This window comes from Streptomyces sp. NPDC051218 (genome assembly GCF_044455475.1).
Lineage (GTDB): Bacteria > Actinomycetota > Actinomycetes > Streptomycetales > Streptomycetaceae > Streptomyces.
In genome coordinates this window covers 273,839-287,918 of sequence record NZ_JBITEU010000009.1, presented here as the reverse complement: position 1 = coordinate 287,918, position 14,080 = coordinate 273,839, and the positions used below count along the sequence as shown (strand labels likewise).

At 71.9% G+C, this 14,080-nt stretch carries 12 protein-coding genes; 4 read left to right on the top strand and 8 right to left on the bottom strand.

The window, feature by feature from the left end:
* Positions 1–23: 23 nt before the first annotated feature.
* From ACIBCK_RS27075 to ACIBCK_RS27065, 3 genes are all read right to left on the bottom strand, one after another.
* On the bottom strand, positions 24–1,196 hold the full coding sequence (locus ACIBCK_RS27075) for an XRE family transcriptional regulator (RefSeq protein WP_399394321.1): 1,173 nt from the start codon (positions 1,194–1,196) through the stop codon (positions 24–26).
* 455 nt (positions 1,197–1,651) lie between these two features.
* On the bottom strand, positions 1,652–2,368 hold the full coding sequence (locus tag ACIBCK_RS27070; protein ID WP_399394319.1) for a response regulator: 717 nt from the start codon (positions 2,366–2,368) through the stop codon (positions 1,652–1,654).
* Positions 2,369–3,523 carry a sensor histidine kinase gene (locus ACIBCK_RS27065; protein WP_399394317.1) on the bottom strand — a complete coding sequence of 385 codons (1,155 nt, stop codon included), beginning with the start codon at positions 3,521–3,523 and terminating at the stop codon, positions 2,369–2,371.
* A 260-nt stretch (positions 3,524–3,783) separates the two neighbouring features.
* Here ACIBCK_RS27065 and ACIBCK_RS27060 point away from each other — a divergent pair, with 260 nt between their 5' ends.
* Complete coding sequence (locus tag ACIBCK_RS27060) at positions 3,784–4,398, top strand: peptidoglycan-binding protein (RefSeq protein ID WP_399394315.1); 615 nt, start codon at positions 3,784–3,786, stop codon at positions 4,396–4,398.
* A 76-nt stretch (positions 4,399–4,474) separates the two neighbouring features.
* On the opposite strand, the gene ACIBCK_RS27055 is transcribed toward ACIBCK_RS27060, so the two are convergent.
* Together ACIBCK_RS27055 and ACIBCK_RS27050 are read right to left on the bottom strand one after the other, a co-directional pair.
* Positions 4,475–5,020: a DUF3017 domain-containing protein gene (locus tag ACIBCK_RS27055; protein ID WP_399394314.1), complete on the bottom strand. Its 546-nt coding sequence runs from the start codon at positions 5,018–5,020 to the stop codon at positions 4,475–4,477.
* A gap of 19 nt (positions 5,021–5,039) precedes the next feature.
* On the bottom strand, positions 5,040–5,906 hold the full coding sequence (locus ACIBCK_RS27050) for a bifunctional methylenetetrahydrofolate dehydrogenase/methenyltetrahydrofolate cyclohydrolase (protein ID WP_367044407.1): 867 nt from the start codon (positions 5,904–5,906) through the stop codon (positions 5,040–5,042).
* Between the two features lie 266 nt (positions 5,907–6,172).
* Between ACIBCK_RS27050 and ACIBCK_RS27045 the strand changes: the two genes are divergently transcribed.
* Positions 6,173–6,799: a hypothetical protein gene (locus ACIBCK_RS27045; RefSeq protein WP_399394312.1), complete on the top strand. Its 627-nt coding sequence runs from the start codon at positions 6,173–6,175 to the stop codon at positions 6,797–6,799.
* Positions 6,800–6,891: 92 nt separating this feature from the next.
* Here the strand turns inward: ACIBCK_RS27045 and purH are convergent, their stop codons facing one another.
* Together purH and purN are read right to left on the bottom strand one after the other, a co-directional pair.
* Positions 6,892–8,460, bottom strand: coding sequence for a bifunctional phosphoribosylaminoimidazolecarboxamide formyltransferase/IMP cyclohydrolase (purH, locus tag ACIBCK_RS27040; protein WP_399394311.1), 1,569 nt, complete (start codon positions 8,458–8,460; stop codon positions 6,892–6,894).
* A complete protein-coding gene (gene purN / locus ACIBCK_RS27035) occupies positions 8,457–9,086 on the bottom strand; it encodes a phosphoribosylglycinamide formyltransferase (RefSeq protein ID WP_399394309.1) in 630 nt (209 codons plus the stop codon). The genes purH and purN overlap by 4 nt, the downstream gene beginning before the upstream one ends.
* Before the next feature lie 346 nt (positions 9,087–9,432).
* Between purN and ACIBCK_RS27030 the strand changes: the two genes are divergently transcribed.
* The gene (locus ACIBCK_RS27030; protein ID WP_399394307.1) at positions 9,433–10,278 is read left to right on the top strand and encodes a hypothetical protein; all 846 of its coding nucleotides are present in this window, start codon (positions 9,433–9,435) and stop codon (positions 10,276–10,278) included.
* 577 nt (positions 10,279–10,855) lie between these two features.
* Here the strand turns inward: ACIBCK_RS27030 and ACIBCK_RS27025 are convergent.
* Positions 10,856–12,601, bottom strand: a complete 1,746-nt coding sequence (locus tag ACIBCK_RS27025; RefSeq protein WP_399394305.1) for a DUF6350 family protein — start codon at positions 12,599–12,601, stop codon at positions 10,856–10,858.
* Positions 12,602–12,751: 150 nt separating this feature from the next.
* Here ACIBCK_RS27025 and ACIBCK_RS27020 point away from each other — a divergent pair, with 150 nt between their 5' ends.
* Complete coding sequence (locus ACIBCK_RS27020; protein WP_399394303.1) at positions 12,752–14,020, top strand: helix-turn-helix domain-containing protein; 1,269 nt, start codon at positions 12,752–12,754, stop codon at positions 14,018–14,020.
* Positions 14,021–14,080: the final 60 nt, after the last annotated feature.

Genomic DNA, 14,080 nt, shown 5'->3' with positions numbered 1-14,080 from the left:
TGCTTCGTGCAGCCGTCCGGTTCCTACTTCGTGCAGCCGGTCTGGCCCGCCTTGAGGGTCGCGCAGGCCTCCGCCGACGCACCGTCCTTGACGGCCACCATCGGCGTGTAGGCGTCGAAGTCCGCGTTGACGGTGCCGTTCTGCTTGGCGCCGTCCCCCGAGATCGTGACCTTGTCGCCCGGCGCCGCCTGGGTGATACGCGCCCATGCCGCCCCGCACGTCTTGCTGTAGCGGACCTCGATCAGGGCCTCGCCCACCGTCGCGCGCGTCGTCGTGGCGGCCAACTCGCCGCCGCAGCCCATGGTCTCCGGGTCCTTGCCGGTGCAGCTCTTGCCACTGCACTCGACGCCGGCGGGCAGGTCCTTGTCGCTCGTGCTGGGCGATGCCGGAGGCTTGGCGCCTTCGTTGCTCTTGTCGTCCTTGCCGAAGTCGGTCAGGAAGACGGCCGCGGCTATGACGACCAGCGCGCCGACGACGCCCGCCAGGAACATCGTCAGCTTCCTGCGCCGCCGCTGCCGGTCGGGCGAGTCACCGCCGGGGCCGCCGGGGCTGCCAGGGCCACCGGAGCCACCGGAGCCACTGGGGCCGTACGACGGTGCCGGTGGCGGCATCGTGGGCGAGACACCCGCGGGGCCCGCGACTCCGGTGACGCTCCCGCCGGGGCTGCTGGAACGGTCGCCTCGGTCGGGGCGGTCCGGATGGTCCTGGCGGTCCGGGCGGTCCGGGCGGTCCGCGGAATCGACCCCCGCACCGGCACCTCCACCGACACCAGGACCGGCCAGGGGGCCCGCGGCGCCGTTGTGCGCCGTGCCGCCGCTCCCGGGGCCCTTGGCCTTGCCCTTGGGCGGAGTCGTCCCCAGTTCGCCGAGCGCGGCCCGCGCCTGGGAGATCCGGATCGCCTGCATGGTCATGTCGTGCCGCATCTCGGAGCGGCTCCACGCGCGCTCGGCGAGTTCCCACATGGTGATGAGGTGAACCGGGTTGGTGCCCGTCACCTCGGCAAGCGCGACGATCGCACCCTTCGGAGCGAGCAGGCGCCCGTTCAGATAGCGCTCCCACGACGTCTTGCTGTACCCGGTGCGGTCCGACACCGCGGCGATGCTCAGACCACTGCGGTCGACGAGCCTGCGCAGCTGACTGGCGAACTCCCTGACCTGCGGATCCAGCTCATCCGGTAGTGCCTTCCAACGAGGCATTACTCCCCCTCATTCCCCCCGTACGTGCCAACGTGCCCCCCGCGCGTGGTTCCCCCCGCTCTGCCCATGAGGCAGCCCCCCGCTGCTCCTGTCATGGGCTACCCAGAGGGATGCCAAAAGTCAGGATGTCAGTTCCCGGTCCGGGGGCGCACGGGAGCATTCGGGCCCACGGCGTGCACCGTCGCACTCCGTGCGGTCCGGCGTCCAGTGTCCCATCGCTGTCCCCCTCCACGATGCGGAACCCCGGGTTGCGGTTCGCGGCGTCCTGTTGCGGGCTGGAAACACCGTTGCGGAATGGTCACCTCCGTGCCACAGGGGCAAGGCATCCCTTGTACGGAATTGGCGGGGGCATGACGCTAGTTCCCGTTGGAACGGCCCCCACAGACCGGCGGCGCTCGTCCTCCCACGGGGGAGAGGACGGGCGCCGTCTTCGTTTTCGGCGCTAACCTCCGCCGTCAGCGCCCGCCGCTTCCCGGCGTGACGAGACCCGTCTCGTACGCCACCACCACCGCCTGCGCCCTGCTGTCCAGGTCGAGTTTGGACATGGTCCGGTTGAGGTGGGTCTTGACGGTGGCCTCGCTGATGTAGAGGCGGTCGGCGATGTCCGCGTTGGAAAGACCCGTAGCGATCAGCTTCAGGACCTCGACCTCGCGCAGGGTCAGCGCCCGCAGATCGGGCGGCTGCTCCGCGCAGTCACCGGCTCCGGCTCCCGCCCCGGCGGCCCCGGCCCCGGCTCCGGCTCCGGCCTGCCGGGCGAAGGCCTCGACCAGGCGGCAGGTGACGCTGGGCGCGAAGAGCGCGTCGCCGCCACCGACGGCGGCCACCGCAGCGAGCAGGCGCTCGGGCCCGGAGTCCTTGAGCAGGAAGCCCGAAGCTCCGGCCCGCAGCGCCCCGTACACGTACTCGTCGAGGTCGAACGTGGTCAACACCAGGACGCGCGGCGGCGGTTCGGGTGCCTCGGCGAGGATCTTCTCGGTGGCCACGATGCCGCTCATGCCGGGCATGCGGATGTCCATCAGGACCACGTCGGGCCGGGTCGTCGCGGCGAGCTCGACGGCCTCCGCCCCGTCACTCGCCTCACCGACGACCTCGATACCGGGCGCGGCGCGCAGCAGCCCCGCCAGACCGGCCCGGATGAGGAACTGGTCGTCGACCACGAGCACCCTGGTCATTTAAGTCGCGTCGTCCCCCTGCGATGCGGCCCGCGCGGAGGTCGGCAGGGTCAGCCGCACGGCGAACCCTCCATCGCTCAGCGGGCCGATGCCGATCGTCCCGCCGTAGAGCTTGGCCCGCTCCCGCATCCCAATCAACCCATGGCCGCTCCCCGTGCCCACTCTGTCCGGAATCACCCCCGCCCCGTCATTGGTGACCGAAACCGTCACGTGGTGCGGCTGGTACCGCAGTTCGACCGTCGCGCCGGCTCCCGGCGCGTGCTTCAGCACGTTGGTCAGGGCCTCCTGGACCACGCGGTACGCACAGAGTTCGATCCCGGGGGCGAGCTGGCGCGGTGCCCCCTCGACGCGCAGTTCCACGTCGACTCCCCCGGCCCGCACCCGCTCGACCATCTCACCGAGCCGCGCGAGCCCCGGCATCGGCGCGTCGGGCGCCCCGTCGCCGTCCTCGCGCGCCCGGAGCACCCGCAGCATGCGGCGCAGCTCCTCCAGCGCCTCGCCGCTGGTGCCGGAGATGGTGGAGAGCGCGGCGTGGGCGGTGGCCGGATCCGAGGTGAAGACGAACTTCGCGAGGCCCGCCTGCACGGATATCACCGACATGTGGTGGGCGACGACATCGTGCAACTCCCGTGCTATGCGCCCACGTTCCTCGGCGACCTCGCGCCGCGCCCGTTCGTCCTGCTCACGCTTGAGCTGCCGGGCCAGCTCCGCCGAGCGGCGCGCGACGTGTCCGAACCGCCAGATCACCAGGGGGAAGCCGATGGCCTGACCGATCACGGACGCCATGGCCGACCCCTCGCTCACCAGGCCCGCGTAGATCCACACGGCGCTCATCAGGGCCGCGCAGAACAGGGAGGTGCGCGCAGGCCTCAGGGCGGCGACGGTGTAGACGGCGAGCATGGGGCCGAAGGTGTTCACCACGGGCCAGTAGCCGGCGGTGACGTACGCGATCCATGCCAGGTGCACGGTGAGGAGGACGGTGAGCGGCGCTCTGCTCCTGGCGGCGATCGGCACGTTGACCAAGGCCACCAACAGGTAGCCCCACGCGTCGAGTTCGGGCCACCCCTGCCGCGCCGACTCCTGCCCGAGGAGCACGGCGACCGTGGTCAGGGCGACCGCGACCGACGTGTCGGCGACGAGGGGGCGGATCCGCATCGCCGCAGCGTAGCCCCGGTGCGCGCACCGGAACGTCAAACCACTGCGGTACAGCGGAAGTTGCAGGAACCGAGCGGCTACCGCGCACGGTGCACCGGCGAATCAACCGAGTGCGGGACGACGCCCGGCCGGGCCGCCCGTAGCTTCTGGACCAGCACCACGGACGCCGACCGACCATCGGCGCCCGGCAGTTCGGTGGGCGGCTCGACGGGGGACCCAACGGGGGGACCCGGGCCGCGCCCCGGGAAGGGAATGAACCCATGTCACTGCGTAAGCCCATGTCACTGCGTAAGCCCATGTCACTGCGTAAGCCCATGTCACTGCGTAAGCCCATGTCACTGCGTAAGCCCATGTCACTGCGTAAGAAGGCCGCCACGGCGGCCGTCATCGCCGCCCTCGGCGGAGGCATCGCCCTCGGCACGACTCCGGCGTCGGCCGACGCCGGCTCCGGCTACGTCTCGGGCCAGGGGTCCATCAACGACGACTGGGGCGACGAGGGCCTGCTGAGCACCGCGTCGCACGCGCACAGCAACGCCACCGCCCTGTGGCAGGCGGTCCTGTGGGCGGACGGCAACCTCGCGTACTCCGACGTGGACTGCTGGTTCGGCGCCGGCACGAAGACGGCGACCCAGAACTGGCAGCGCGCCCGCAGCCTTCCCGCCGACGGCATCGTCGGGAAGAACACGTTCGGCAAGAACGACAGCAAGCTCAGCTTCAGCCACTACGAGGGCAACTTCGAGATCCACAAGTACGACGGCACCAAGCACGACTTCTGGATCAAGCGCACCAAGGGCGGCGGCGCCCACTACATCCAGGTGAGCACCCGCGTCGGGTTCAAGGCGGCGTCCTACACGTCCGCATCGGCCTGCGGCTGATCCTCGCCCCGACGCGGCGGTGGCCCGTCCCCCGGGGGGAGGACGGGCCACCGTCACGGCCGTGTGCTACCCACCGCTAGGTGGTGATCGTCCGGTGCAGCGTGTCGCCCAGGAACGGGATCTGCAGCCATGGCTCGGGCTGCGCCATCATCGCGAGCAGCACGATGACGACGCCGAGCACCCCGTACGTGACCATGTCCGTGAAGCGCGAGCGGACGGCCAGCATGCCGACGCCGGGCAGCGCCCACCGCATGACGGCGCCCGCGATCAGCGCGAGGCCGATCAGTATCGTGCCGACGCGGAACACGTCGAAGGCCGTCAGGAGCAGCCCGAGGCCCACCGTGGAGAGCACGGTGAGCAGCGGCCACTGCCGGGCGGGCGCGGGGGCGTCGCCCGCCGCCGCCCGGCCGCCGCCCTCGGGGCGCGCGGTGTCCCGGGTCAGCAGCGGAAAGCGCCGCGTGGTCTTCCTCGGCCCGTCGGGGCCGGGGGCGCTGACGGCACCCTTGGCCTCGGTGTCCTCGACGGCCTCGGACTCCGTGACGTCCGCCACGTCCGTTCCCTGCGCCACGTCCGCATCCGTGACGTCCGCCGGCGATGCCCCTCGATCAGGTTCGGCGCTCATGGGCTCACCCTTTCCCGGTTCAGCTCGCGGCGGCGGACGCGGCGCGCTCGGCCGCCTCGACCACGTTGACGAGCAGCTGGGCGCGCGTCATCGGGCCGACACCACCGGGGTTCGGCGAGATCCACCCGGCGACCTCGCGGACGCCCGGGTGCACGTCCCCGACGATCTTGCCGGTCTCGTCGCGCGAGACGCCGACGTCCAGGACCGCGGCGCCCTGCTGCACGTCCTCGGGCTTGATCAGGTGCGGCACGCCCGCCGCGGCCACGATGATGTCGGCCTTCTTCAGGTGGAAGGACAGGTCGCGCGTGCCGGTGTGGCACTGCGTCACCGTCGCGTTCTCCGAGCGGCGGGTGAGCAGCAGCGGCATGGAGCGGCCGATGGTGACGCCGCGGCCGACGACCACGACCTCGGCGCCGTTGATCTCCACGCCGTACTGACGGAGCAGCTGGATGATGCCGTAGGGCGTACAGGGCAGCGGCGCGGGCTCGTTCAGGACGAGGCGGCCGAGGTTCATCGGGTGCAGGCCGTCGGCGTCCTTGTCCGGGTCCATCAGTTCGAGGACGCGGTTCTCGTCGATGCCCTTGGGCAGCGGGAGCTGCACGATGTAACCGGTGCAGGCCGGGTCGTCGTTGAGCTCGCGGACGACGGCCTCGATCTCCTCCTGTGTCGCGGTGGCGGGCAGCTCGCGCTGGATGGAGGCGATACCGACCTGCGCGCAGTCGCGGTGCTTCCCGGCGACGTACTTCTGGCTGCCCGGGTCGTCACCGACCAGGACAGTCCCGAGACCGGGCGTGTAGCCCCTCTCCTTCAGGGCCGCCACGCGGGCGGTCAGTTCGGACTTGATCGCGGCTGCGGTGGCCTTGCCATCGAGAATCTGGGCGGTCATGACTCCATCTTCCCGGATGGGACCCGCCCGGTACCAATCAGGTCGGCCCTGCGGGCCGGCTGTGTCCCAGCTGTGTGCCGAGACCTGACCAGCTCTGTTGCACTTGCACAACACATACCGAATGCGGCTGGACAAATAAGCCTGGCCTAAAGAACGATATGCGACACAGTGCCGCGGGCAGTGTCGGGGGGACGGACCGCATCTGTAGAACTTTCCTCCGTGATGTGCCGCGTCGTCCCCGCATTACCCGACGGAGGAAGACCGCCATGAGTTACGGCGACCCGAACAACCCCTACGGGCAGCCGCCCCAGCAGCCCTCGGCCGCTCCCGGATACGGCTACCCCCAGGCCCCTCCCGGCGTCCCGCCGCAGCAGGGCTACGGCTACCCGCAGCAGCCGGCGTACCCCGGCTACCCGGGCGGCAACAACATGCTGCCGCAGTCGATGCCGGGGCTCCTGGTCACCGCCCGGGTCTTCCTGTTCTTGATCTCGGCTACGCAGATTCTCGGCGCGATCGGCTTCCTCTACTTCGCCGCCATCGCCAGCGACGTGTCGAACAGCGCCGACGACATCGGCCTCAATGACACCAGTGACTTCGGTGACATGGCCACCGGCGTGCTCGTAATCCTCGCGCTCGTTTTCGCGGCACTGGCTGCCCTGTCGATCACGCTCGGGGTGAAGTTCAGCCGCGGTGCCCAAGGCGTCCGCATCACCACGGTGGTCTATGGGGCGCTCGGCGGCGTCGTCGGTCTCATCTACCTCTTCGTCGGTATGGACACGGGCCTCGCAAGCGCCATCATCTTCCCGCTGATCTGGGTCGCTTTCGCAGTCATCATCACGGTCGCCCCGGTCGTGCCCAGCGGCACCGCCTGGTTCAACCGCCCCCGCTACTGAGGCGGGCAGTCAACCAACGGGCCGTGCCCCCCTCTTGAGGGGGGCACGGCCCGTTGTGGTGAGCGGTGAGCGGTGAGCCGTGCGTGGCGAGGTCAGTGGAAGAAGTGCCGCGTGCCGGTGAAGTACATCGTCACGCCCGCCTTCTTCGCGGCCTCGACGACCAGCTCGTCACGGACCGAACCGCCCGGCTGCACCACGGCCTTGACGCCCGCGGCGGTCAGGATCTCCAGGCCGTCGGGGAACGGGAAGAACGCGTCCGAAGCGGCGTACGCGCCGTGTGCGCGCTCCTCGCCCGCCCGCTCGACGGCGAGCTTCGCGGAGTCGACGCGGTTGACCTGGCCCATGCCGACGCCGACCGAGGCACCGTCCTTGGCGAGCAGGATCGCATTGGACTTCACCGCGCGCGACGCCTTCCAGGCGAAGGCCAGTTCGGCGAGCTCGCCCGCGTTCAGGGCGTCGCCCGTGGCGAGCGTCCAGTTGGCGGGGTTGTCGCCGTCGGCCTGGAGGCGGTCGGTGATCTGGAGGAGCGCGCCGCCGTCGATCTGCTTGACCTCCACCGTGTTGGCCGGGGCCTGGTGGGCGCGCAGGACGCGGATGTTCTTCTTCTTGGTGAGGACTTCGAGGGCGCCGTCCTCGTACTCCGGCGCGACGATGACCTCGGTGAAGATGTCGGCGACCTGCTCCGCCATCTCCTTGGAGACCGGGCGGTTGACGGCGATCACGCCGCCGAACGCGGAGAGCGGGTCACAGGCGTGCGCCTTGCGGTGCGCCTCGGCGACGTTCGAACCGATCGCGATGCCACAGGGGTTGGCGTGCTTGATGATCGCGACGCAGGGGTCGTCGTGGTCGTACGCGGCACGGCGCGCGGCGTCCGTGTCCGTGTAGTTGTTGTACGACATCTCCTTGCCGTGCAGCTGCTCGGCCTCGGCGAGGCCGCCGTTGCCGTCGACATAGAGGGCGGCGCCCTGGTGCGGGTTCTCGCCGTAACGCAGGACGTTCTTGCGGGCGTACGCGCTGCCGAGGAACTCGGGGAAGTCCGTGCCGTCCGAGGCGTAGTCGTCCGCGAACCAGGAGGCGACCGCGAGGTCGTACTCGGCGGTGTGGCGGAACGCTTCAGCAGCGAGGCGCTTGCGCGCGGTCAGGTCGAAACCGCCGTCACGGACGGCCGCGAGCACGTCGGCGTACCGGCCGGGGCTCGTGATGACCGACACCGAGGGGTGGTTCTTGGCGGCGGCGCGGACCATCGAGGGGCCGCCGATGTCGATCTGCTCGACGCACTCGTCGGGCGTCGCGCCGGAGGCGACGGTCGCCTTGAAGGGGTAGAGGTTCACGACGACCAACTGGAAGGGCTCGATGCCGAGGTCGGCGAGCTGCCGCTGGTGGTCCTCCAGGCGCAGGTCGGCGAGAATCCCGGCGTGCACGCGCGGGTGCAGCGTCTTGACCCGGCCGTCCAGGCACTCGGGGAAGCCGGTGAGCTCCTCGACCTTGGTGACGGGCACCCCGGTGGCGGCGATCTTCGCGGCGGTCGAACCGGTCGAGACGAGCTCGACGCCGGCCTCGTGCAGCCCGCGCGCGAGCTCCTCGAGCCCGGTCTTGTCATAGACGCTGATGAGCGCGCGCTTGATGGGGCGCTGCGAACCGTGCGTACCTTCGGCGGTCACGGGATAAGTACCTTTCGTCCCTCAATGCGGTAGCCGTTACGGGCCAGACGCCCCACGACATCGACGAGCAGCCTTCGCTCGACTTCCTTGATGCGCTCGTGCAGAGCGCTCTCGTCGTCCTCATCCCCGACCGGGACCACGCCCTGGGCGATGATCGGGCCGGTGTCGACGCCGTCGTCGACGAAGTGGACGGTGCATCCCGTGACCTTCGCGCCGTACGCGAGCGCGTCGCGCACACCGTGGGCCCCCGGGAAACTGGGCAGCAGGGCGGGGTGCGTATTGACGAACCGCCCGCCGAACCGTGCGAGGAATCGCTTCCCCACGATCTTCATGAACCCGGCCGAGACGACCAGATCGGGGCTGTACGAGGCGGTCGCGTCGGCGAGGGCCGCGTCCCACTCGTCGCGGGTCGCGTGGTCCTTCACCCGGCAGACGAAGGTGGGAATCCCGGCCTGCTCGGCGCGTTCGAGCCCCGCGATGCCGTCGCGGTCGGCGCCGACGGCGACGATCTCGGCGCCGTAGCCCGCCGTCCCGTCCGTCGCGATCTTGTCGAGCAGAGCCTGCAGATTCGTGCCTGATCCGGAGACCAGCACGACCAGGCGCTTGGCCACAGGGCTCTTGGCCACAGCGGGGCCCTTTCTCGGGAGGTGCGTCTTTGTAGGGTCGTACAAAAGCTTCACGCCCCGCGATACGGGGAACTCTACGAAGCGGCCGACCGTCAGCAACGATACCGGCACACGGTGCGGCCCCTCACGGGACGGGGGCGCGGCCGGAAGGTAGCGTCTGCACCAAGACGTCACATGACGTCACACCGTCCAGAAGCGGCTCCATCTCGCTTGCAGTAGCTCGCTCCACCTCGTTCCATCTCGTTCCATCTCGTTCCATCTCGTTCCATCTCGTTGCAGTAGCTCGCTCCATCTCGTTCCATCTCGTGCCAGTAGCTCGCTCGACCAAGGGGAAGACGCACACCTGATGCCGGACCGTAGCCTCCGCCTCCCGCTGTCCTCGGCGTTCGCATCGACGCACGCAGGGGAGCGCGGCTCGACGCTGCTGCGCGACGGCCGCCCGTCGTCCCCGCCGCAGGACTCCCAGGGCTCCGGGGGCTCCGGGGGCTCTGATTCCTCGGGCAGCTCCGGGTCCTCGAAGGACGACAATCCCTTCGCGCCGCCGCCGGAGGGGACGCCGGACCAGCCGTGGCGGCCCCGCCCCGGGAACGGCGGCGAAAGCCCTGACTCCGACGGCCAGGGGCATTCCCCCTGGGGCAGCCAGTGGAGCGACCGGCAGCCCGGCCGCTCCCAGGGCGGCGGCTTCGGCGAGCGCCCCGGCAAGGAGGGCGGGGGCCAGGGGCCCGACGGCTCCTCCGGCCCCGGCTCCGGCATGCGCTGGGACCCCACCGACCCGGCCCAGCGCCGCGCTCGGTACGCCCTGCTGTCCGGCATGTGGGCCTTCTTCTTCGCACTCTTCGGCTGGCGGTACGTGGCTCTGCTCCTGGGCGCGCTCGCGCTGAACTGGGGCATCAGCGCGCTGCGGTCGAAGCCGAAGGCGCCGGACCCGACGGCTCCGCCGGCTCCGTCGGCTCTGACCGCCAAGCAGCCGGCGGCCGACTCCGCCGTCATGAAGCCGCAGCGGACGGCGGCGATCAGCGGTCTGGTGACGGCGTCGCTGGCGCTGGCGATGGTGGCGGCGACGTTTGCGGCGCAGCTGGTGTACCGCGACTACTACACGTGCGTGAGCGATGCGCTCACGAGCCAGTCGAAGCAGGAGTGCAACGACCTCCTGCCCAAGCAGTTGCGCCCTCTGCTGGGGGAGCGCGACTGATTCTGGCCGGGGGCCTTGGGGTGGGCGAGGACCCTGCCCCACGGGGGGCGCCTGGCGGGGTGGGCTGGGCTGAGGGCCTGATGTGACCTTGGCTGGGCCTTCATGGGCTCACCTGGCCGCGGGTGGACTGGGGGATCACGCGGCCGGGGCTGGCACGACTGCTCTCCCCTCGGCCGAGGGGGCCGGGGGCCGGGGCCGTAGGCCGCCGCTTCGCGGCGGATACTCCCCGCTCACCCACCCGAATGCCCCGCGGTGTCGACTCCCCCGCCCCTCAAGACCGCCGCGGGGGGCTACGGCGGCGCAGCCACCCCGTCGCCCCGGTCGACGCCGCGGGGCAATCGGGTGGGTGGGTGGGAGCATTCGCCGCGAAGCGGCGGCTTACCCTCCACCGTTACGCAACGGAGACGGCCAACCACCCCGATTCCGCTGCGGGGTAACGGGTGGGTGGGTGGGGAAGATCCGTCGCGGAGCGACGGGCTTTGGCGGGGCCCGGAGCTGCTGGGCGCCCCTGTGGCCCGGGATTGCCCACCCCGCAGGGGTTCCGCTGGACCGCGGGTAGCGCGCAGCACCCCGCCCCCTACGCCCCCGGCGGCCTTTCCTCCGTGGTTGCCTTTCGGAGGGCCGCCCAGCGAGCCTCGCGGGACGCGTCGCTGTGCCAGTCCGTCACGTCGGCCGCAGGCCCCTGCGGCAGGAAGTCGTACGGCTCGAAAGGCTCCGGCACCGGCCCCGCAGCCGCCGGCTCCGGCTTCTGGCGGCGGCGCGGAATCCGAGGGAGCCGCAGACGAGGCGCCCGCAGCTGCAGCTGAGGGAGGCGAGGCTTCGGCAACCGCGGCCACGTCCAGCGCGGCACCGCCCACCGCGGCACGGCCCACCGCGGCACGGCCCACCGCGGCACCGCCCAGCGCGGCACCGCCCAGCGCGATGCGGCCCCGCGCGGCGCGGCCCCCTGCGGCGCAGCCCCCGGCGGCACGGCCCCCTGCGACGCCGCCCCCTTAGGCGAAGCCTCCCGCGGCGGAGCCTTCCGTGCCCGCAAGCGCCAGACCCGCGCCGTCACAGCGACCGGCACCCCCACCACCGCCGTCCACCCCAGCGCCGCCGCCCCCGCCTGCCACCACACCGGCCCGAAGTCGGCCAGGGCGGCCACCCCCATCGGGCCTCCCGCCAGCTCCGCGAGCGCCCCCAGCGCCACCCCGCACAGCGCCGCCGCCGCCACGGCGACCAGTGCCGTCCGTCCCGCCGACCACGCCCCGTCCCGCTCCCCGCGTACCGGCACAGCCACCCCCGCCGTGAACCACCCGACCGCGACCCCCGCCGCCAACGGCACCGCACCCACCGCCCACGTCAACGGCGTTCCTGCACCCTGTGCCGGCACCGCCGCGAGCAACGGGAACGCCGGCAGCATCGGCCCCGCGCTCACCCCCAGCGGCCCCGCCACACCCCCCGTGCCGAGCGCGAAGCCGGGGCCGAGGCCGTACGCCGCGCCCCACACCGCCGCGTTCGGCACCAGCGCCATGGCGAGCAACAGCACCGCGATGCGCCCCGACCACACGTCCGTGACCTGCGCGAACGACGCCCTCGCCAGGCCACCGTGCAGCGCGAGGGACGCCGCGACCAGAAGCGCTCCCCCGCCGACGAGCACCACCGCCCCGGCCGCTCCCGCCCGCGTGACGGCGCGGACGTGTCGGCGTACGAGGAAACGACGTACCCCCGTGGGCAGCGCGTGCAGACCGCCCCGCACCACGCCGGGCAGCGGCTTCCGGGGCCGCCCCAGCGCCGTCCACACCCCCACCGCCGCGGCGCCCGCCACGAGCACCGGAAGGTGCAGGACCGCGCTCGGCCACGACGGCCGCAGGGCGCCCCCGGCCGCGTAGAGCGTCGCGGCGGCGCCGACCAGCAGATAGCCGCCGACCACCCCGCACCACGCGGTCCGCGGGGCCATCCCGTGCCCCTCCGGATCCGCCGCGTCCCGCGCCGCCCGGTGCGCGAGCCAGCCCGGCAGCGCCATGAGGAGCAGCGGCGTGAGACCGACCGGCGCCGGGGCGCCGGAGAGCGTGTCCGTCCTGATGAGCTCCGTGCCGTGGGCGAGCAGCCAGACCGCGGCGGCGACATGCAGCGCCCCGTCGGGACCGCTGTCCGGGTAGGGGGAACTGATCCAGAGGACCATCACCAGGACGGCACACGCGCCCAGGCCGAGCCCGGCCGCGACGGCCCCTCCGAACAGGCATGTCCCCAGTCCGGGTGAGCGATCGCGGACCCTTTCGATCAGCTGCTTGAGGGGCGGCAACGGTGAGCTGCGGTCGGTGATTTGAGTCACACCGGTCATGCTGCCAACGACACGCGCTTTCTCCCCGTAACAGGCGAATATCGGATGTGTCGCTCAATATACGTTTATGTACTTTTTCGTACGGCGGACCGGCCGCGCCCTGCTGCCCGCCGCACGGAGGCCCACGGCCCACGGCGCGGAGAGTCCGACATGACCCAGAGCCCTGCCACACCGTTGCCGTCCCCGAAGGAACGCCGGCGTCTGCGCGAGGCGAAGCGCCTGAGCCAGGCCGAGATCGCCGCGAAGGTCGGCGTCACCCGCGAAACGGTCCGCTCCTGGGAAGCGGGCCGATCGACGCCACGCGGCCGTAAGCGAGACGTCTATACGAAGCTGCTCGCCGAGATCGCCGACGAGCAGGCCGTCACGGGCAAGCCCAGCCCGGCGGGCTCCGCACGGCCCTCCGCGCAGAGCTCCCGGCAGCGTCCCAGCTGGGCCAAGGACCCGGATTCGGCCGTCGACACGAAGGGCGGCAAGGCCCCAGAGCGCATCCCTGTCGGCGCGGCGATGAACGGCCACACCCTGCCGGAGCCGGTCGCGCGGCCCAAGCCGGAGCGGGGGTCCGCTCCAGTGCCCACGGCGAAGTCCGATCCGCGGCCCCAGCCCTCAAGACCCGCCGCCGTGGCGACCCCCGCCGAAGCGTTCGACACGCTCTGCGCGACCTGCGCCCCCGGCCTCGTACGCCAGACCTACCTCCTCACCGGCCGCCGCACCCTCGCCCAGGAATCCGTGGAGCGCGCCTTCCAGCTGGCCTGGCAGCGCTGGCCCGAGGTCGCCGTCGACCGCGACCCGGCGGGCTGGGTCCGCGCGGCGGCGTACGAGTACGCGATGTCCCCCTGGCACCGCCTGCGCCCCACCCACCGGCAACCGGACGCCCCGCCCGCCGAGGCGGCCGATCGCGCCTTTCTCAAGGTGCTGATGAGCCTGCCGCCCGCGCAGCGCCGCACCCTCCTGCTCTACGACGGCGTCGGGCTCGACCTGCCCGAGACCGCGGCCGAGACGGAGGCGAGCACGCCCGCGGCGGCCAACCGCCTCCTGAACGCGCGCGAGACGATCACCGAGAAGCTCCCCGAACTCGCCGCGACGCCCGACGCCCTGCACCAGCGCCTCGGCAAACTGTGCAACGCGGAGAAGCTTGCGCCCCCGAACGCGGGCCGGGTCCGCACCGGGAGCGAGCACCGCGCCCGGTTCTGGACCCGCGCGGCGATCGCCTTCACCGCTCTGATCGTCGGCGCGACGGCCCTCACCCTGAGGTCGGCGCCTTCGCACTACGAGCCGCCCCAGACTCCGGGCAAGGACATCAGCGGAGTACCGCCCCGGATGGGCCCCGGCCCTCTGACGTACGCGGACCAGATCCTCCACAAGAAGCTGCGCGAGGACTTGTCGAGCGGCCCGGAGAGACTGACGCCGCAGGCGAGGTAGGGCTTTTGAGGGGCGCGGGGAACTGCGCGGTCTTTAGGGGCGCGGGGAACTGCGCAGTCC

Excerpts from the sequence above, each read along its gene's own strand:
- ACIBCK_RS27025 (WP_399394305.1), bottom strand. The coding sequence starts at position 12,601 with ATGACCGGTGTGACTCAAATCACCGACCGCAGCTCACCGTTGCCGCCC.
- ACIBCK_RS27030 (WP_399394307.1), top strand. The coding sequence starts at position 9,433 with ATGCCGGACCGTAGCCTCCGCCTCCCGCTGTCCTCGGCGTTCGCATCG.
- ACIBCK_RS27060 (WP_399394315.1), top strand. The coding sequence starts at position 3,784 with ATGTCACTGCGTAAGCCCATGTCACTGCGTAAGCCCATGTCACTGCGT.
- ACIBCK_RS27055 (WP_399394314.1), bottom strand. The coding sequence starts at position 5,020 with ATGAGCGCCGAACCTGATCGAGGGGCATCGCCGGCGGACGTCACGGAT.
- ACIBCK_RS27050 (WP_367044407.1), bottom strand. The coding sequence starts at position 5,906 with ATGACCGCCCAGATTCTCGATGGCAAGGCCACCGCAGCCGCGATCAAG.
- ACIBCK_RS27065 (WP_399394317.1), bottom strand. The coding sequence starts at position 3,523 with ATGCGGATCCGCCCCCTCGTCGCCGACACGTCGGTCGCGGTCGCCCTG.
- ACIBCK_RS27045 (WP_399394312.1), top strand. The coding sequence starts at position 6,173 with ATGAGTTACGGCGACCCGAACAACCCCTACGGGCAGCCGCCCCAGCAG.
- ACIBCK_RS27070 (WP_399394319.1), bottom strand. The coding sequence starts at position 2,368 with ATGACCAGGGTGCTCGTGGTCGACGACCAGTTCCTCATCCGGGCCGGT.
- ACIBCK_RS27075 (WP_399394321.1), bottom strand. The coding sequence starts at position 1,196 with ATGCCTCGTTGGAAGGCACTACCGGATGAGCTGGATCCGCAGGTCAGG.
- ACIBCK_RS27020 (WP_399394303.1), top strand. The coding sequence starts at position 12,752 with ATGACCCAGAGCCCTGCCACACCGTTGCCGTCCCCGAAGGAACGCCGG.